Here is an 18,096-nt window from a genome sequence, read left to right as displayed (position 1 = left end):
CCCTGAACGGCCGGGCTTGCGGCCGATCACCGGTCATGGGCGTTGCTGCAGGTGCTGGACGGCATCGCATGCCTTGCGCCAACGCCGGCAATCCTGGATGCTGTCCGTTATCGTGCCGGTACGAGTTGGCGCGAGGCGCAATCCCCTCGAAGGGCCTGCGCGGCGGAAGCAACATCCCGTTCCGGCGACGCGACATGGCCATGAGCAATCGGAACCAATCCTGTCCAGACGGCGCCGCGCCAGCCACGGCCCGTCGCCACGGTGCTGTCGAGAAGCTTCGCTCCCTCGTCGCACACCCCACGACCGAGGACGTGCTGCGCGCCGTCGCCCGCGACAGGCTGGACGTCCTGGCGCCACGGCGCGCCACGCTCGTGGCCGGTGCCCCGCGCCGCCGGGCCTCGGACCGGGTTGCGGCCATCACGGGCGGGGCGCGCCGCTTGGTGCAGGCGGCCTATGGCGGCATGGCCTGCGTCCCCGGCCGCGAGGAGGTTTCGCCGAGGCTCGACCTGTTGGTCTGACCGGACCGCGCGGTGCCGGGACACCGCCAGGTGCGGTGGCCCGACTTCGTCAGGCGAAGGCGTGCAGGGGCGGGGTGGTGCCGGGATCTGGCTTGGGGGGGACGCCGAGCTGGTCGAGGAGGGCGGGGACGCGGCTGGCGGGCTGGGGCTCGCTGAAGAGGTAGCCCTGTGCCTCGCAGCAGCCCTTGCGGCGGAGCGCCTCGAGTTGCGCCTCGGTCTCGACGCCCTCGGCGGTGGTGGTCATGCCGAGGGCGGCGCAGAGATCGGTCACCGCCCGCACGATGGCATTGCTCTGGTGGGACTTGTCGAGTTCGCGGGTGAAGCAGCGATCGATCTTGACCTTGTCGAAGGGGAAGCGCTGGAGGTAGCTGAGCGAGCTGTAGCCCGTGCCGAAATCGTCCATGGCGATGCGCACGCCGAGCGCCTTCAGCCGGTGCAGGGTCGCCAGCGTCGTCTCCGTGTCCTGCAGCATCACCGTCTCGGTGATCTCGAGCTCGAGCCGGGCGGGGTCGAGGCCGGACTGCTCGAGAGCGGCGGCGACCGCATCCACCAGGCCGCGGCTGGCGAACTGCGCGGGTGAGAGGTTCACGGCCACCTTCGGCGCGCTGGGCCAGGATACCGCCTCCCGGCAGGCCTGGGCGAGAACCCACTCGCCGAGCGGGACGATGAGGCCGATCTCCTCGGCGAGCGGGATGAAGGCGTCGGGCGGCACCAGGCCGCGCTCGGGGTGGCGCCAGCGCAGCAGGGTTTCGAGACCGGAGACCTGGCGGGACGCGATGGTGACGATGGGCTGGTAATGCAGTTCGAACTCCCCTGCGGTCAGGGCGCGCCGGAGATCGATCTCGAGGCCGCGACGCAGTTGCAGGCGAGCCTCCATCTCGGGCTCGAAGAAGGACCAGCGCCCGCGCCCCTCAGCCTTGGCGCGGTAGAGCGCCATGTCGGCGTTCTTCAGCAGCGCGTCGGCGTCCAGCCCGTCCGTGGGCGCGACCGCGATGCCGATGCTGGTGCCGATCACCACCTGGTTGCCCTCCAGATCGAAGGGGGCGGCGAGTGCCTCGACCAGCCGGCGCGCCTGCGCGGCGACGTCGTGCGAGCGGTCGAGCCGGTCCTGGATCACCGCGAACTCGTCGCCGCCCAAACGGGCGAGGGTGTCGGTTTCGCGCAGCACCGCTTCCAGCCGGGAGGCCACCGACCGCAGCAGCGCATCCCCGAGCGCATGGCCGAGGGTGTCGTTCACCTCCTTGAAGCGGTCGAGGTCGAGGCAGAGCACCGCGAAGCTCTCGCCCCGCCGCGCCCGGCCCAGGGCGGCATTCAGCCGCTCACGGAACAGCACCCGGTTCGGCAGGCCCGTCAGCGCATCGTGGTGCGCCAGGTACGCGATCCGCGCTTCTGCCTGGTGCTTCTCGGTCACGTCCTGCGTCACGCCGCTCATGCGGACCGCACGGCCACCCGGTCCCAACTCGGCCCGCCCCTGCAGGCGGAGCCAGTGCACCGTACCATCCGGCCAGATCACCCGGAACTCGACGTCACAGCCCGCCTCTCCGCACAGGGCAAGCTCGATCGCGTCGGCATAGGCCGCGGCGTCCTCGGGATGCACGAGCGCCGCCGCCGCCCGGGCCGTCGGCAGGGCGCCGGGCTCGCGGCCATAGAGCGCCTCGTAGCCGACCGAGAGGTGCAGCGCGTCGGAGGTGATCGTCCAGTCCCAGGTGCCCATGCCCACCGCCGCGATGGCGCGCGCGAAGCGCGCCTCGCTCTCGGCCAGGTCGTGCATCGCCTGCTTCAGCGCAGTGATGTCGGTGCGGATGCCGACCGTGCCGCCATCCGGCGTACGCCGGTTTGTCACCAGGATCCAGCTGCCGTCCGGCAGCAGCCGCTCCATGGGCGGATGGTCGCCGCGGCGCCGTTCCATCAGGAATCGGATGAAGCCCTCGATGTCCTCGCCGGCCTCCGGATACTGGCCGCGCCGTGCACCCTCGCGGATGATGTCTTCGAAGCGCGCACCCGGAAGGAGCAGCGGCGCGCTGACCGCATACATATCGCGGTAGCGTTGGTTGCAGGTCACCAGCCGCTCCGCGGAATCGAACATGACGAAGCCGTCGGGCATGGATTCGATCGCGCGCTCCAGTGTGGCCCGGCCGTGCTGGCGCTCCGCCTCCGTCCGGGCGCGCTGGCGCAGCGCGAGCAACAGCGCGCCGCCGAGTGCCACCACGACCATCTGGGCGGTGAGGCTACCGAGGAGCAGGCGCTCGCGGTCCCTCGCCCAGCCGGCCATGGCCACAGCCCGATCGATCGACACGGTCACACGGATGGCGGGGTAGAGCGCCGGCCGCGTCGCCGTGAAGACCTCTTCCGGTGGCGCCTCGCCCTGCAGCAGGAGCGCTGCTGCCTCGGCAGGGCGACCGATCAGCGTCTCGTCATGCGGCACGCTCGCCAGCAGCGCCCCGTCCGCGCGCTCGAGCGCGACGCGGATGCCGGGCCCGGCGGCCGGCGCCAGTAGCCCGGCGACGAACGGAACGGGCACCTCGGCCACGGCATAGCGCACCTCGCTGCCCGTCAGCCGGATGGTGCGGGCGAAGAACAGCGCCCATTCGCCGGTGACAGGGTTGAGCACGGGCCCGGCGACCGTGATCGCGCCCCGCCGTGGCGAAGCGGCTAGCGCCCTGGGATGAACTGGCAGCAGCCGGCCCTCCGAGGCAGCCTGCGCCGCCGCCCAGATCCACCCGTCCTCGCGCACCAGCAGCAGGTCGCGGAAGTTGAGGTTCTGGAAGCCGAGGCTGCGGAGCAGCTGGGACATCGCCGCGGCATCGAGCGCACCGGACGATGAGGCCTGCTCGAGCAGTGCGGGCAGCCCCATGAGCGTGCCGTCCACTTGCAGGAAGAAGCGGTTGACGGCGCTCTCGGTCACCGCCGCGCCGCGCTGCGCCATCGCCGCGGCTGCCGCCTCCGCGGCTTCGTGCGTCCGCCGGATCGCCAGGGCGCTGCCCGCCGCGATCAGGAGGATCAGCAGGCCGGCCGTGAGCAGGATGATCCTGCCGAGGATCCGGAGCGGCATGGGTCAGCGGATCTCGGCCGTGACGCCGATGACCGGCGCCATGTGGCGGTTCCAGGCCCTGGCGCATTGCAGGCCGCAGCGCTCCATCCAGCGCGGAATGATGGTCTCGGTGAGCAGGCGCCGGCGTCGGGTATCGTCCTGGCTGGCCGCTCTCTCGGCGTTGGGAACCGGGCGCGCGGCGCCACAGGGCGCCGGGCCGACCCCGCAGGCGGGTCCTACCGCAGACTCGCGGTCGGCCTGCTCCCAGATCGCGCGCTCGAGTTCGCCGATGCCCTGTCGGATCCGGACGCGGAGATCCTCGGGGACATCCTGCCAGGCGGCCTGGTTGGCGACGAAGACGCTCAGCCCCCAGCTGAGGCCGATGCGGCCGACATGCGGTGCCTTCGCCTGGAGTTCGATGGCCTGGCCGGCGAGGACCGAGGTGATGGCGCAACTGACCACGCCGTCGCGCAGCGCCGGCATGATCTCCGCGAAGGGGATCACCACCGGCGTGCCACCGAGCGCCCGCACCAGCTCCGATTGCCCGACCGAGGAGGTGCGGATCCGACGCCCGGCCACCTCGAGCCCCTGGAAGGGATCGCGGCAGAACAGGACCTGCGCCGGATAGCTATAGACGGCGAGGGGCTCGAGGCCGAACCGGTCGCGCAGCACCTCCTCCATCCAGGGCCGCCAGGCCTCGACGGTCCGGCGCAACGCGGCGATGTCCGGGCTGAGCAGCGGCAGGTCCACCGCGTTCAGCTCCGGCTCCTCTGCCGCCGCCAGACCGAGCAGGATATTGCCGTAGGAGAGGACGCCGAGGCGCAGGAGCCTGAGGACCTCCTGCCCGGCGATGCCGCTGCGGTCGAAGGGCTGGATGCGCGCATGGACGCGGCCTTGCGTGATCTCTGGCAGCCGCTGGATCCAGAACGGCTTCTCGAGCCGCTCATACTGGCTGATGACGGCGAGGCCACCGAGCACGTCGAGCTCGATCGGCGGCTCCTCGGCAAAGGCCGCCCCGGTGGCGAGCAGGCCTGCGAGCATGGTGGCCTGCAGGGCGAGCCACAGGCGACGGACAGGCGAGCCGGGGTTAATGGCTGTGGCGTGCATCGCGTTCGGTCCGGCCGGGGAAGCCGGCTGGGCCGATCTTATGCAATCCGGTATGGCCCACTCCTCAACGTGGTGCCTCTTCTTTGCAAGGACGCCGGCGCCTCGCCTGGGCCTTGCAAGGCTCAGGCCGCGCGGACGCTGTCGAGGAAGCTGCCGACCTCCTGGTCGAGGGTCTTGGCCTGGCGCCCGAGTTCCTCCGAGGCGGTGGCGACCTGGCCGGCGGTGGTGCGGGCCTCGCCGGCGGCACGGCTGACCGCGCCGATCGCGCCCGAGACGCTCTGCGTGCCGGCCGCGGCCTGCTGCACGCTGCGGGCGATCTCGGAGGTGGCCGAGCCCTGCTCCTCGACGGCGGCGGCGATGGTCGCCGCGATCTCGCTCACCTCGCCGATGCGCGCCCCGATCGCCTGGATCGCGCCGACCGCGTCGCCGGTGGCCGACTGCATGGCGCCGACCTGCGCCGCGATCTCCTCGGTGGCCTTGGCGGTCTGTGCCGCGAGGTTCTTGACCTCGGAGGCGACCACCGCGAAGCCCTTGCCGGCCTCGCCGGCGCGCGCCGCCTCGATGGTGGCGTTGAGCGCGAGCAGGTTGGTCTGGCCGGCGATGGTGGTAATCAGGCGCATGACCTCGCCGATGCGCTGGGCGCCCTCGGCGAGGCCGCGGACGACCTCGTCGGTGCGCCGCGCCTCGGCGACGGCCTGGCCTGCGACCTTGGAGCTCTGCGAGACCTGGCGGGTGATCTCGGCGATGGAGGCGGAGAGCTCCTCGGCGGCGGCGGCGACGGTCTGGACATTGGCGCTGGTCTGCTCGGCGGCGGCGGCGACCGCGCCGGCGCGCTCGAGGGTGCCCTCGGCGCTGCCGGCCATGGCGCGGGCGGTGCCCTGAAGCTGCGACACCGCCGTCGCCAGCACCTCGACGGTGCGGCGCACTTTGGCCTCGAAGCCGCGCAGCAGCGTGGCCAGCCGCTCCGCCCGCGCCGCCTTGGCCGCCTGCTCCGCCGCCTGTTCCGAGGCCAGCGCGTCGGCGCGCTGCAGACTCACGCGTAGCTGCTCGGCCGCCGCAGCCATGCGGCCGACCTCGTCCACGCGCTCGACCCCAGGAACGGCGCTGACGCGATCCCCCATCGCCATGGTCCCGAGCCGCTCGGTCATAGCGGCAAGCGGCATCAGGATGGATCGGCGGACGACGGTGACGACGCCGAGGCTGACGGCCAGGACGGCCACGCAGGTGAGTCCGAGCAGCAGCCAGGCAAAGCGGTCTGCCGCATCGGCCGCTGCCGCCTGCAATTGCCTGGCGCGTGCCGCCGCAGCCGCACCGTTCTCCTCGGTTGCGCGGTTCAGGGCCTGACGGGAGCTGCGGTTCTGTTCGTTGTTGCCGGCACGCTCTACGGCGGCTGCACCTTCCTCGACGCCGATGCGCATCAGTTCGAGGCGGTAGCGCATGAACTCGGTGGCGGTCCGGTCCAGTCGTCCGAAAGCTTCCGCTTCCGCCGGAGCAACCAGCGGGCGCCATGCGGCAAGGTCTTCGCGCAGCCGCTCGATGCGCTCACGCATGAGATTGGCGAAGCGCTGCGCCTCTGTCGGGTTCCGTGCGATGTAGAGGCCGCGGGTCTCCATCACCACTGCGAGGATGTGCGCGTCCACCCGCTCCGCCAGTCGCGCCGCCTCCGCTGCCCTGGACGCCTCGACGACATGGTCCTGATAGCCGCGGAACATGAAGAAGCCGGCGAGTGCCGAGGCGATAGCGCAAGCCGCCAGCAGCCCGAGCAGAGCGTTGAGGCGTGCTCCGAGGGAACGATGGAAGGCTGTGAGCATGTGAGTGGGCTCTCGTATCTGGGCCGTCCTGGCGTTGGTGGAAGGTGATCCGGACACGCTTGCGTGGTCGATCCGCATCAAGCCATGCGGCGGCCGGTGGTCTCGATCTGGGCGACGCTGTCGAGAAAGCTGCCGACCTCCTGGTCGAGGGTCTTGGCCTGTCGCCCGAGTTCCTCGGAGGCGGTGGCGACCTGGCCGGCGGTGGTGCGGGCCTCGCCGGCGGCACGGCTGACCGCGCCGATCGCACCCGAGACGCTCTGCGTGCCGGCCGCGGCCTGCTGCACGCTGCGAGCAATCTCGGAGGTGGCCGCACCCTGCTCTTCGACGGCGGCAGCGATGGCAGTTGCGATCTCACTCACCTCACCAATGCGCGCCCCGATCGCCTGGATCGCGCCGACCGCGTCGCCGGTGGCCGACTGCATGGCGCCGACCTGCGCCGCGATCTCCTCGGTGGCCTTGGCGGTCTGTGCCGCGAGGTTCTTGACCTCGGAGGCGACCACCGCGAAGCCCTTGCCGGCCTCGCCGGCGCGCGCCGCCTCGATGGTGGCGTTGAGCGCGAGCAGGTTGGTCTGGCCGGCGATGGTGGTAATCAGGCGCATGACCTCGCCGATGCGCTGGGCGCCCTCGGCGAGGCCGCGGACGACCTCGTCGGTGCGCCGCGCCTCGGCGACGGCCTGGCCTGCGACCTTGGAGCTCTGCGAGACCTGGCGGGTGATCTCGGCGATGGAGGCGGAGAGTTCCTCGGCGGCGGCGGCGACGGTCTGGACATTGGCGCTGGTCTGCTCGGCCGCGGCGGCGACCGCGCCGGCGCGCTCGAGGGTGCCCTCGGCGGTGCCGGCCATGGCGCGGGCGGTGCCCTGAAGCTGCGACACCGCCGTCGCCAGCACCTCGACGGTGCGGCGCACCTTGGCCTCGAAGCCGCGCAGCAGCGCGGCCAGCCGCTCCGCCCGTGCGGCTCGTGCCGCCTGCTCCGCCGCCTGCTCGGCCGCCAGCGCCTCGGCGTGGACGAGGCCGTCCTTGAAGACCTGCACCGTGCGGGCCATAGCGCCGATCTCGTCCCGGCGCTCCTGACCGGGCACCGCCACCGTGTAGTCGCGGGCGGCGAGGGCGGTCATCGTCTCCGACAGCCGGTGCAGCACGGCGCCAATGCTGCGCAGGATCATGCGGCTGAGGAGAAGCACGAGGCAGAGCGTGACGAGGGTGATCGCCGAGAAGGTCAACAGGCCGGACCAGGCGTCGTTACTCCGCGCCTCCGCCTCTGCCGCCAGCGCGTCGCCGGCGGCGGAGACCAGCTCGTCCACCACGCGCAGGCGCTCCTCGTTCACGTCGATCCAGCGCTGTGCCTGCGTGGCATCGACCGGCCGGCCTTCGGCAATGCCGAGGATATCCCGCCGCATGGCCTCGATCGCCTGTGCATTCGTGCTCCGCAGATAGGCCTGCCACCGTTCGGTGATAGCGGCCGGCGCCAGATAGCGGATCTGGCTGGCGAAGCCCCGAGCCGTGGTGGAGGCATCGATGAAGTTGGCGAGCGCCGCCGGTGGCATGGTGCCGTCCCGGATGGCCTGCGTGCCGCCGGAAATCTCGCCCGCGACGCCCTGCGACAGGAGGAGCGTCGCCTGATAGGTCAGCGCCGCCTGCTTGACCCCTGCATCACCGGACAAGGAGGCGAGCCGGGCGACCAGACCATAGGTCCTGGCGAAAATCGGGCGATTCACCTGCGCGGCGTCGGCTGCCGTGACTGTCCTGGCGTCCGCCTTCGCGCGCAACTCGCCGTAGCCGCGCATACGCTGCTCGATAAACTCGAGATCCTCGCGGGCGACCGGGTCGGTGATGGTGGTGGCGCCGACCGCGCGGCGGAACTCCGCCAGTTGCCGGTCGGTGGCCTCGCGTCGGGCCAGCATGCGGGCCCGGTCCTCCGCCGAGCCGCTCGCGGCGAAAGCCCGCGAGATCCTGCCTTCCGGAGGCAGGATGGCTCCCAGTTGTGCCGAGGCGGAGGCGAGCCGCTGCAGGGCGATGGTCTGCTCCGCCTCTCGGTAAGCCGACCAGCTCTGGAGTCCGAGGATCGTGGTCGAAGCCAGGGCCGCGACGAGAGGACAGGCCACGGCAAGCAGAAGAAGTTGGGACAGGCTGAGCTTGCGCATGGCGGGAGTGCTCGATCCGAGGTGGTAGGGGGGCTGCGTCAGGTGCCCGGGCCCGGTTGTGGGTCCGGGCGCCTTGTCAGGCGGACCTGCGCGCTGTGGTCTCGATCTGGGCGACGCTGTCGAGGAAGCTGCCGACCTCCTGGTCGAGGGTCTTGGCCTGCCGCCCGAGTTCCTCCGAGGCGGTGGCGACCTGGCCGGCGGTGGTGCGGGCCTCGCCGGCGGCACGGCTGACCGCGCCGATCGCGCCCGAGACGCTCTGCGTTCCGGCCGCGGCCTGCTGCACGCTGCGGGCGATCTCCGAGGTCGCCGAGCCCTGCTCCTCGACGGCGGCGGCGATGGTGGCGGCGATCTCGCTCACCTCGGCGATGCGCGTCCCGATCGCCTGGATCGCGCCGACCGCATCGCCGGTGGCCGACTGCATGGCGCCGACCTGGGCCGCGATCTCCTCGGTGGCCTTGGCGGTCTGGGCCGCGAGGTTCTTGACCTCGGAGGCGACTACGGCGAAGCCCTTGCCGGCCTCGCCGGCGCGGGCTGCCTCGATGGTGGCGTTGAGCGCGAGCAGGTTGGTCTGGCCGGCGATGGTGGTGATCAGGCGCATGACCTCGCCGATGCGCTGGGCGCCCTCGGCGAGGCCGCGGACGACCTCGTCGGTGCGCCGCGCCTCGGCGACGGCCTGGCCTGCGACCTTGGAGCTCTGCGAGACCTGGCGGGTGATCTCGGCGATGGAGGCGGAGAGTTCCTCGGCGGCGGCGGCGACGGTTTGGACATTGGCGCTGGTCTGCTCGGCCGCGGCGGCGACCGCGCCGGCGCGCTCGAGGGTGCCCTCGGCGGTGCCGGCCATGGCGCGGGCGGTGCCCTGCAGCTGCGACACCGCCGTCGCCAGCACCTCGACGGTGCGGCGCACCTTGGCCTCGAAGCCGCGCAGCAGCGCGGCCAGCCGCTCCGCCCGTGCGGCTCGTGCCGCCTGCTCGGCCGCCTGCTCGGCCGCCAGCGCCTCGGCGTGGACGAGGCCGTCCTTGAAGACCTGCACCGTGCGGGCCATGGCGCCGATCTCGTCCCGGCGCTCCTGACCGGGCACCGCCACCGTGTAGTCGCGGCCGGCGAGGGCGGTCATCGTCTCCGACAACCCATGCAGCACGGCGCCGATGCTGCGCAGGATCATGCGGCTGAGGAGAAGCACGAGGCAAAGCGTGACGAGGGTGATCGCCGAGAAGGTCAGCAGGCCGGACCAGGCGTCGTCGCGCGTGGCTTCGACCTGTTCGGTCAGCGCCTTTCCCGTCGCCTCGACCATCTCATCGATGACCCGCAGCCGTTCCTCGTTCTCGGCGTTCCAGCGCTGGACCATCGCCGGATCGACCGGCCGGCCCTCGGCGATGCCGAGGATCTCCGTACGCATGGCATCGATGGTGCGGGCATTTGTGCTCCGCTGGTACTCCTCCCACCGCGCAACCACAGACGGCGGCGCCAGGTTGCGGACCTGGTTGCCGAAATCGATGAACGTGCCCGAGGAACGCGCAAAATTGGCGAGCGCCGACGGTGGGAAAGCCCGGTCGCGGATCGCCTGGGCGCCGCCCGAAATCTCGCCCGCGACGCCCTGCGACAGCATCAGCACCGCCTGGTAGGAGAGCGCTGCCTGCTTCATCCCGGCATCCGGCGCGAGCGAGGCGAGCCGGGCGATCAGGCCGTAGCTCCGCGTGATGATGGGCCGCATGACCCGCGTGGTGTCCGCCGCCGACAGGTTGCGGGCATCGGTCTTGCTCCGCAGCTCGCCCAGGCCGCGGACCGCGTCGTCGATGAAGGCGAGATCTTCGCGCGTCAGGCGATCAGTGACGGGAGTTTCGGCCATGATCCTGCGGAAGTCTGCCAGGGTGCGATCGGTGACCTCGCGCTGGCTCTGGACCCGCGCCTGGTCCGTGGGCGATCCGCTTGCGGAGTAGGCGCGGGAGACACGACCCTCCGGCGGTAGGACAATACCGACCTTCGCGGTGGCGGTGGCGAGCCGCTCGAGGGCGATGGTCTCCGTCACTGCGCGATAGACGGAGAGTGCCTGCCAACCCATGTGGCCGGCCAGGCCGAGCGCCATGACGAGCGGGCAGGCAACCGCAATCAGGAGCAGCTGGGTCAGGGTAAACTTGCGCATTGCGGCCTCCGTCTCAATCATTCCGCTCGGTGATGCATGGTTGCCGACCTGGCGTCCGGCTCAGGCGGACCTGCGCGCTGTGGTCTCGATCTGGGCGACGCTGTCGAGGAAGCTGCCGACCTCCTGGTCGAGGGTCTTGGCCTGCCGCCCGAGTTCCTCCGAGGCCGTGGCGACCTGGCCCGCGGTAGTGCGGGCCTCGCCGGCAGCGCGACTGACCGCGCCGATCGCACCCGAGACGCTCTGCGTGCCGGCCGCGGCCTGCTGCACGCTGCGGGCGATCTCGGAGGTCGCCGCGCCCTGCTCCTCGACGGCGGCGGCGATGGTCGCCGCGATCTCGCTCACCTCGGCGATGCGCGTCCCGATCGCCTGGATCGCCCCCACCGCGTCGCCGGTGGCCGACTGCATGGCGCCGACCTGGGCGGCGATCTCCTCGGTCGCCTTGGCGGTCTGGGCTGCGAGGTTCTTGACCTCGGAGGCGACCACCGCGAAGCCCTTGCCGGCCTCGCCGGCCCGCGCCGCCTCGATGGTGGCGTTGAGCGCGAGCAGGTTGGTCTGGCCTGCGATGGTGGTGATCAGGCGCATGACCTCGCCGATGCGCTGGGCGCCCTCGGCAAGGCCGCGGACGACCTCGTCGGTGCGCCGCGCCTCGGCGACGGCCTGGCCTGCGACCTTGGAGCTCTGCGAGACCTGGCGGGTGATCTCGGCGATGGAGGCGGAGAGCTCCTCGGCGGCGGCGGCGACGGTCTGGACATTGGCGCTGGTCTGCTCGGCGGCGGCGGCGACCGCGCCGGCGCGCTCGAGGGTGCCCTCGGCGCTGCCGGCCATGGCGCGGGCGGTGCCCTGCAGCTGCGACACCGCCGTCGAGAGCACCTCGACGGTGCGGCGCACCTTGGCCTCGAAGCCGCGCAGCAATGCCGCGAGCCGCTCCGCCCGCGCGGCTCGTGCCGCCTGCTCCGCCGCCTGCTCGGAGGCCAGCGCATCGGCGTGGACGAGGCCGTCCTTGAAGACCTGCACCGTGCGGGCCATGGCGCCGATCTCGTCCCGGCGCTCTTGACCGGGCACCGCCACCGTGTAGTCGCGGGCGGCGAGGGCGGTCATCGTCTCCGACAGCCGGTGCAGCACCGCGCCGATGGTGCGTAGCGTCACCCGGCTGAAGCCCAGCACGACGCCGAGAAAGCCGAGCATGACCGTTGCGAAGGTCAGCAGGGTGGACCAGGCCTCGTCGCGCGCCGCCTCGGCCTGTTCGGTCAGCGCGGCGCCCATCGCCTCGACCATCTCGCCGACCACCCGCAGCCGCTCCTCGTTCTCGGCGTTCCAGCGCTGGAACATCGCCGGATCGACCGGCCGGCCCTCGGCGATGCCGAGGATCTCCGTGCGCATGGCGTCGATCGCGCGGGCATTTGCGCTCCGCTGGTACTCCTCCCATCGTGCGGCCACGGCCGGCGGTGCCAGGTTGCGGACCTGACTGCCGAAATCGACGACCTCACCCGCGGCATGTGCGAAGTTGAAGACCGCTGGCGGTAGGAAGGCCCGGTCGCGGACCGCCTGGGCACCGCCCGAAATCTCGCCCGCGATGCCCTTCGACAGCATCAGCACCGCCTGGTAGGCGAGCGCCGCCTGCTTCATCCCGGCATCCGGCGCGAGCGAGGCGAGCCGGGCGATCAGGCCGTAGCTCCGCGCCATGATGGGCCGCATGACCCGCGAGGTGTCCGCCGCCGTCAGATTGCGGGCATCGGTCTTGCTCCGCAGCTCGCCCAGGCCGCGGACCGCGTCGTCGATGAAGGCGAGGTCCTCGCGCGTCTGGCGATCGGTGACCGCGGTCTCAGCCATGATCTTACGGAAGTCTGCCAGGGCACGATCGGTGGTCTCGCGCCGGCTGCGGACCTGCGCCTGGTCCGTGGACGAGCCGCTCGCGGCAAAGACGCGGGAAGCACGGCCCTCCTGCGGCAGGACAATGCCGACCTTCGCCGTCGCGGTGGCGAGCCGCTCGAGGGCGACGGTCTCCGTCGCCGCACGATAGACGGAGAGTGCCTGCCAGCTCATGTGACCCGCCAGGCCGAGCGCCATGACGAGCGGGCAGGCAACCGCAATCAGGAGCAACTGGGTCAGGGTAAGCTTGCGCATTGCGGCCTCCGTCTCAATCTTTCCGCTCGGTGATGCATGGTTGCCGACCTGGCGTCCGGCTCAGGCGGACCGGCGCGCTGTGGTCTCGATCTGGGCGACGCTGTCGAGGAAGCTGCCGACCTCCTGGTCGAGGGTCTTGGCCTGGCGCCCGAGTTCCTCCGAGGCGGTGGCGACCTGGCCGGCGGTGGTGCGGGCCTCGCCGGCGGCACGGCTGACCGCGCCGATCGCGCCCGAGACGCTCTGCGTGCCGGCCGCGGCCTGCTGCACGCTGCGGGCGATCTCGGAGGTCGCCGAGCCCTGCTCCTCGACGGCGGCGGCGATGGTGGCGGCGATCTCGCTCACCTCGGCGATGCGCGTCCCGATCGCCTGGATCGCGCCGACCGCATCGCCGGTGGCCGACTGCATGGCGCCGACCTGGGCCGCGATCTCCTCGGTGGCCTTGGCGGTCTGGGCCGCGAGGTTCTTGACCTCGGAGGCGACCACCGCGAAGCCCTTGCCGGCCTCGCCGGCGCGGGCTGCCTCGATGGTGGCGTTGAGCGCGAGCAGGTTGGTCTGGCCGGCGATGGTGGTGATCAGGCGCATGACCTCGCCGATGCGCTGGGCGCCCTCGGCGAGGCCGCGGACGACCTCGTCGGTGCGCCGCGCCTCGGCGACGGCCTGGCCGGCGACCTTGGAGCTCTGCGAGACCTGGCGGGTGATCTCGGCGATGGAGGCGGAGAGTTCCTCGGCGGCGGCGGCGACGGTTTGGACATTGGCGCTGGTCTGCTCAGCCGCGGCGGCGACCGCGCCGGCGCGCTCGAGGGTGCCCTCGGCGCTGCCGGCCATGGCGCGGGCGGTGCCCTGAAGCTGCGACACCGCCGTCGAGAGCACCTCGACGGTGCGGCGCACCTTGGCCTCGAAGCCGCGCAGCAGCGCGGCCAGCCGCTCCGCCCGCGCCGCCCTTGTCGCCTGCTCCGCCGCCTGCTCGGAGGCCAGCGCATCGGCCGCGCGCAGCCCGGTGCGGCACTCGTCGAGCGCGCGGGCGAGGTCGCCGATCTCGTCGCCCCGGCTCACGCAGGACAGGTCGAAGGCATAGTCGCGCCGCGCCAGTTGGCGCGTTACGGCGGCCAAGTGCAACACGCGTGCGACCACCGCCCGGTTGAGCCACATGGCCGAAACCATAGCCATGGCCGCTGCGAGCAGGCTCGCCAGCCCGATGATCCACAATGCGCGCCCATAGGTCTCCGTAGCCGCCACGCCCTCTGCCGCGCCCTTCTGTCGGTTGAGGGCCTGGTCCGTGCGGATAGCGTCGATCGCGTTCTGGTAGGTGTCATAGGCGTCGGCGAAGCGCTTCGTGGCCGCCTCGGCCTTTTGCGCGAGGGCGAGGCTGGTGATCTGCTCGGCCTGCGCCCGGTACTCGTCCAGCAGTGACCGGACTTTCCGGGCAAGCTGCTCCTCCTCGCCCGGCGTGATCGTCGGCTCGTAGCCGCGCCAGTTCTCCTGCACCGCCTCCAGCGCAGCGCGCTGCACCTGCATGGCATTGGCCTGCATCTCCGGCTCCGGCGCCAGGAGCGCCTGGCCGAGGGCGGCGCGGGCGCGGGCCAGGTTCATCCCCAGCTGACCGAGCTGGTCGATGGCCGGCATCCAGTTGCTCACGAGCTGCGATGTCGCGCCGTTGAGCGAGGACAACTGCTGCACCGACATGACGCCATCAACGGCGAAGAGCGCCACGAGCGCGCCGAAGGCAATGCCGAGCTTGGTGCGGACCTTATGGTTCTCGAAGAGGGCCATGGGACGGAGTCTCGAGTTGACGGTCGTTGCGTGAGGCAGGAGATGGTCACGACCGCCGGGTGCGGCCGGCGGCCGACAGGCTGGATTGGGTCAAGATGCCGGGCCGCGCGACACCGCTAATCCATAAGGCTGGTCAGACCGGACGCATCCACGCTGCGGCCGTCCTCCAAGACCAGTTGGTAGCCACCGCTGGCTTGGCTGCGCACTTCCGCCACGCGGCCGGCCGTGCTGATGCTGCCCGCCGTCTGCGCCTGGCCCTTGGAGTCGGTGCCGACGAGGCTGAGCGCATAGACGTCGGCCGGCAGGCGTTGGCCCTTGGCGTCGTTGCCATCGAAGGTGACCGTGCTGGTGCCGCTGCTGACCGGGATGCTCCGCAGCACCGTGCCGGCCGCGTCCTTCACCAGCAGGCGGGGGCTGCTGAGCGTCACATCGTTCACGGTGACCGAGACCGGCGCCGCCGCGCCGGAGGCCGGCACCGCCAGGCTGCTCGCCGCCGCGGTCACCTGCTTGCCGATCAGCCCCGCCACCTGCGTCAATTGGTTGCCGGCGCTGGCATCGGCGAGCTTTTGCAGCAGCGTGTTGCTCTTGGTTTGCTGCTCGACCTGGGAGAACTGCGCGAGCTGCGCGACGAACTGGGTCGCGTCGGTCGGGTTCATCGGATCCTGGTACTTCAGCTGCGCGGTCAGCAGTGTGAGGAAGCGGTTCAGGTCCTGGTTCCCGCTACCGAGGCTCTTCGTCGCCGCAGTCTGCTGCGAGGCGAGGGTGTTGCCGGCGGTGACGCTGCTGATCGGGGTGGTCGCCATCTGGGGGGCTCCGCTCTGGCTCAGGCGATGATGTCGATGAGGCTGTCGAGGGCGCGCAGGCGCTGTGCCACGGGCGGCTCCGCCGCCTCGTCCTCGGCGGCGACGATGCCCTGCGATCCGGCGCCGGTCCGCGCCTCGGCGTCCTGCCGGCCCATGTCGCCCTGCCGCAAATCGAGGCCGCCGCTGCCGAGCTCGATGCCCGCGCGCGCGAGCTGCTGTTCCAGCTGGCTGCGATCCTGGGCGAAGGACTGGAAGGTCTCCGGCCGCTCCGCCGCGACGACCACCTGATGCACCGCGCCGTCGCGGAAGCTGAGCCGCACCTCGACGCGGCCGAGCTCGGGCGGGCGCAGATCGACGGAGATCGTCTCGATGCGGTGCTCCGCGGCGCGGGCCACGCGCAGCGCGACCTGGTGGCCGGCCTCGGCTGCGAGGCGCGGCGGGAGGGCGGCGGGCTGCGCCTGGGGTTGCGCCTGGACCTCCGGCAGGGCGCGCGGCGCTGCTTCCGGGGGCGGCGTGGCCAGGGCCGACGACACGATCGGCGCCGCAGGAGAGACGTCGGGATCGGCCTGCGCTGGCGGTACGACTGCCGCGGGTGCGTCGCCGTCTGCGGCGACGCGCGCCTTGGCGCTCTCCGCCGCGGCCGGCGCCGGCGTGATCCCCTGGGTCAGGGTGATCCCTGTCGCCGGCGTGACCACCGGGGCTGGCGAGCTCGCCGGAGCCGGTAGGATCGCCGGTGCCGGCGTGGCCGTTGCGGCCGGGGTGACGACCGGTACCGGCGGCGGGACGGACGGCGCATCGGCGCCGGTCGGCAGCGCAGGCTCGACCTCCGCCGCAGGGCTGCGGGCCGAGGCGAGCCTTTCATTATTTTTCGCATTAAGCTGGGCACGCGTCGGTATGGCAGGCAGGGGAGGGGCGTCCGGGGGCAGGACTGCCACGCTGCCCGGTGCCGCCGGCTGGGCCGGTCGGGCTGCCTGCTCCTTCGCGTCCGGCTCAGGCGGCGGCGAGGCGGCCGGGGGGGCAGGGCCTGCCGCGGCCGCCTCGCCGCCGCTGGCAGCCGCCAGGGCGGCCGGGCCCGGCGGCGTGGCGGGCAGGGGCATGAGCGCGGGTGACGGGACCGCCGGCACGGTCGGCAGGGAGGCAGGCAGGACCGGCGCCGGCATTACCGGCGCCAGGGCCGCATCCGCCGGGGCCAGGGCGGGATCCTCCGTGCCGGCCGTGTCCTTGGCCGGCGCTGCCGCATCCGCTGCGACCGACCGGGCGCCGAGGAGCGGATCCACGGCCAAGGGGTCCACCACCGGCCAGGCCGGGGTGGCCGCCGGCCCCTCGAGGAGGACCGCCAGGCTTGCCGCACCCGTCCGGACAACAGGACCTGGCGGCTGCGGCGGGGTCCGGACCTGCCCCGTCGGGACGGTGGCGGCCGGTGCCGGGGGTGTCCCCGGCACCGGCATCGCATCGTCCAGCAGGGTGGCGAAGACCTGCGGGTCGCCGGCTGGTGCAGTGCTGCCGGCGGGCGGAGCGGTCGGTGGCTGGGCCAGGAGAGGCCCGGCAGCGATCGAGAGCGACATGGTTCAACCTTTGCTCCGCCGGGTGCGGATCACGCGAAGAGGTCGTCGACGGCACCCTGGCCGAGGCCGCCCTGCTCGGGGGAACTCGGGCCATTCAGCAGCGGATCGCCCACAGCCTCGACGCCCTGCTGCACGCTCTGCACCTCATCCGGCGCGATCCCCAGCAACTCGATCAGCCGGGCGACGCGTGCCTCGACCTCCCGCAAGGCACCGATGACCTTGCGGATCCGCTGCCCCGTGATGTCCTGGAAAATGCAGGCCATCACGATGGCGGTCGCTGCCTCGTTCACCGCCGCCGCATCGGCGGCATATTCCGGCCCGGCCGTGTCGTCCAACCGGACGGCGGCGGCCTGCATGCGCTCGGCCTGGCGCATGATCTCGAAGGCGGCGCGCTCGGTCTCGATGACCACCATGTCGAGGGTGTCGTTGGCCTCGCCGAGCCGCGGCGGGGCGCCGGGCGGCGGCGCCAGGCCAATGACCTCGGCGCGGGTCTGCGCAAGCAGCGCGGCCATCTGCCGCATCTCCGCCCGGGCCTCCGCGAGGCTGTCGACATGCTCGGCCGCCCGGTGCTGGGGCAGGATGTCCATGGCCCCGGCTCAACCCATGACGGCGGCGATTTTCGCCTTCAGGGTCTCGGCCGTGAACGGCTTGACGATGTACTGCGACGCGCCGGCCTGCTTGGCGGCGACGACGTTCTCGGTCTTGCTCTCGGCCGTGACCATGATGAAGGGCAGTTTCGACAGGGCCGCATCGGCACGGATCTGCTTCAGCAGGTCGAGCCCGGTCATCGGCTCCATGTTCCAGTCCGAGATCACCAGGTCGAACCGGGTGGCGCGGACCCGCTCCAGCGCCGCCACGCCGTCCCCGGCCTCCTCCACCTCCTTGTACCCGATCTGGTCGAGCAGATTTCGCACGATGCGGCGCATCGTCGGATAGTCGTCCACGACAAGGATCTTCACGGCCAGCCCCTCTACGCAAGCTTGCCTAACCAAGCCGGAACGGCGAAATTCCGCAAGGGTTGAATTAGCATTGCGAAATCCGCGCAATCACGCTAGTTGGGGAGAGCATTTTTCGCATAGCGGTGCC

The 18,096-nt window shown here is 72.0% G+C and carries 12 protein-coding genes; 1 reads left to right on the top strand and 11 read right to left on the bottom strand.

Annotation, left to right across the window (positions count from 1 at the left end; genetic code table 11):
• Positions 1–200 precede the first annotated feature (200 nt).
• Positions 201–518: a hypothetical protein gene (locus Q7A36_RS33950; protein ID WP_305108240.1), complete on the top strand. Its 318-nt coding sequence runs from the start codon at positions 201–203 to the stop codon at positions 516–518.
• Positions 519–567: 49 nt separating this feature from the next.
• On the opposite strand, the gene Q7A36_RS33945 is transcribed toward Q7A36_RS33950, so the two are convergent.
• The 11 genes from Q7A36_RS33945 to Q7A36_RS33895 form a co-directional block, all read right to left on the bottom strand.
• Entirely contained in the window at positions 568–3,570 is a 3,003-nt protein-coding gene (locus Q7A36_RS33945; RefSeq protein WP_305108239.1) for a bifunctional diguanylate cyclase/phosphodiesterase, read from the bottom strand.
• Between the two features lie 3 nt (positions 3,571–3,573).
• Positions 3,574–4,590, bottom strand: a complete 1,017-nt coding sequence (dctP, locus tag Q7A36_RS33940) for a TRAP transporter substrate-binding protein DctP (RefSeq protein WP_305108238.1) — start codon at positions 4,588–4,590, stop codon at positions 3,574–3,576.
• Between the two features lie 188 nt (positions 4,591–4,778).
• Positions 4,779–6,467 (bottom strand): methyl-accepting chemotaxis protein, encoded by a 1,689-nt coding sequence (locus tag Q7A36_RS33935; RefSeq protein WP_305108237.1) that lies wholly within the window; start codon positions 6,465–6,467, stop codon positions 4,779–4,781.
• 77 nt (positions 6,468–6,544) lie between these two features.
• Positions 6,545–8,608 carry a methyl-accepting chemotaxis protein gene (locus Q7A36_RS33930; RefSeq protein WP_305108236.1) on the bottom strand — a complete coding sequence of 688 codons (2,064 nt, stop codon included), beginning with the start codon at positions 8,606–8,608 and terminating at the stop codon, positions 6,545–6,547.
• 76 nt (positions 8,609–8,684) lie between these two features.
• Positions 8,685–10,748 (bottom strand): methyl-accepting chemotaxis protein, encoded by a 2,064-nt coding sequence (locus tag Q7A36_RS33925; RefSeq protein WP_305108235.1) that lies wholly within the window; start codon positions 10,746–10,748, stop codon positions 8,685–8,687.
• Positions 10,749–10,808: 60 nt separating this feature from the next.
• Positions 10,809–12,872 carry a methyl-accepting chemotaxis protein gene (locus Q7A36_RS33920; RefSeq protein ID WP_305108234.1) on the bottom strand — a complete coding sequence of 688 codons (2,064 nt, stop codon included), beginning with the start codon at positions 12,870–12,872 and terminating at the stop codon, positions 10,809–10,811.
• 60 nt (positions 12,873–12,932) lie between these two features.
• Complete coding sequence (locus tag Q7A36_RS33915; protein ID WP_305108233.1) at positions 12,933–14,642, bottom strand: methyl-accepting chemotaxis protein; 1,710 nt, start codon at positions 14,640–14,642, stop codon at positions 12,933–12,935.
• 116 nt (positions 14,643–14,758) lie between these two features.
• Positions 14,759–15,445, bottom strand: coding sequence for a flagellar hook assembly protein FlgD (locus Q7A36_RS33910; protein ID WP_305108232.1), 687 nt, complete (start codon positions 15,443–15,445; stop codon positions 14,759–14,761).
• A gap of 20 nt (positions 15,446–15,465) precedes the next feature.
• Positions 15,466–17,010, bottom strand: coding sequence for a flagellar hook-length control protein FliK (locus Q7A36_RS33905; protein ID WP_305108231.1), 1,545 nt, complete (start codon positions 17,008–17,010; stop codon positions 15,466–15,468).
• Positions 17,011–17,039: 29 nt separating this feature from the next.
• Positions 17,040–17,597: a protein phosphatase CheZ gene (locus Q7A36_RS33900; RefSeq protein ID WP_305108230.1), complete on the bottom strand. Its 558-nt coding sequence runs from the start codon at positions 17,595–17,597 to the stop codon at positions 17,040–17,042.
• A gap of 9 nt (positions 17,598–17,606) precedes the next feature.
• Positions 17,607–17,954: a response regulator gene (locus tag Q7A36_RS33895; protein WP_456306836.1), complete on the bottom strand. Its 348-nt coding sequence runs from the start codon at positions 17,952–17,954 to the stop codon at positions 17,607–17,609.
• Positions 17,955–18,096 lie beyond the last annotated feature (142 nt).

Origin of the sequence: Paracraurococcus lichenis, from assembly GCF_030657435.1 — a bacterium.
Lineage (GTDB): Bacteria > Pseudomonadota > Alphaproteobacteria > Acetobacterales > Acetobacteraceae > Paracraurococcus > Paracraurococcus lichenis.
Note: the sequence above shows the minus strand (reverse complement) of the source record. Positions and strands in the feature narration are given on the sequence as shown.

Bases quoted from the DNA above. Each gene is read 5' to 3' on its own strand.
- Q7A36_RS33950 (WP_305108240.1), top strand. From the start codon at position 201: ATGAGCAATCGGAACCAATCCTGTCCAGACGGCGCCGCGCCAGCCACG.
- Q7A36_RS33945 (WP_305108239.1), bottom strand. From the start codon at position 3,570: ATGCCGCTCCGGATCCTCGGCAGGATCATCCTGCTCACGGCCGGCCTG.
- dctP (WP_305108238.1), bottom strand. From the start codon at position 4,590: ATGCTCGCAGGCCTGCTCGCCACCGGGGCGGCCTTTGCCGAGGAGCCG.
- Q7A36_RS33935 (WP_305108237.1), bottom strand. From the start codon at position 6,467: ATGCTCACAGCCTTCCATCGTTCCCTCGGAGCACGCCTCAACGCTCTG.
- Q7A36_RS33930 (WP_305108236.1), bottom strand. From the start codon at position 8,608: ATGCGCAAGCTCAGCCTGTCCCAACTTCTTCTGCTTGCCGTGGCCTGT.
- Q7A36_RS33925 (WP_305108235.1), bottom strand. From the start codon at position 10,748: ATGCGCAAGTTTACCCTGACCCAGCTGCTCCTGATTGCGGTTGCCTGC.
- Q7A36_RS33920 (WP_305108234.1), bottom strand. From the start codon at position 12,872: ATGCGCAAGCTTACCCTGACCCAGTTGCTCCTGATTGCGGTTGCCTGC.
- Q7A36_RS33915 (WP_305108233.1), bottom strand. From the start codon at position 14,642: ATGGCCCTCTTCGAGAACCATAAGGTCCGCACCAAGCTCGGCATTGCC.
- Q7A36_RS33910 (WP_305108232.1), bottom strand. From the start codon at position 15,445: ATGGCGACCACCCCGATCAGCAGCGTCACCGCCGGCAACACCCTCGCC.
- Q7A36_RS33905 (WP_305108231.1), bottom strand. From the start codon at position 17,010: ATGTCGCTCTCGATCGCTGCCGGGCCTCTCCTGGCCCAGCCACCGACC.
- Q7A36_RS33900 (WP_305108230.1), bottom strand. From the start codon at position 17,597: ATGGACATCCTGCCCCAGCACCGGGCGGCCGAGCATGTCGACAGCCTC.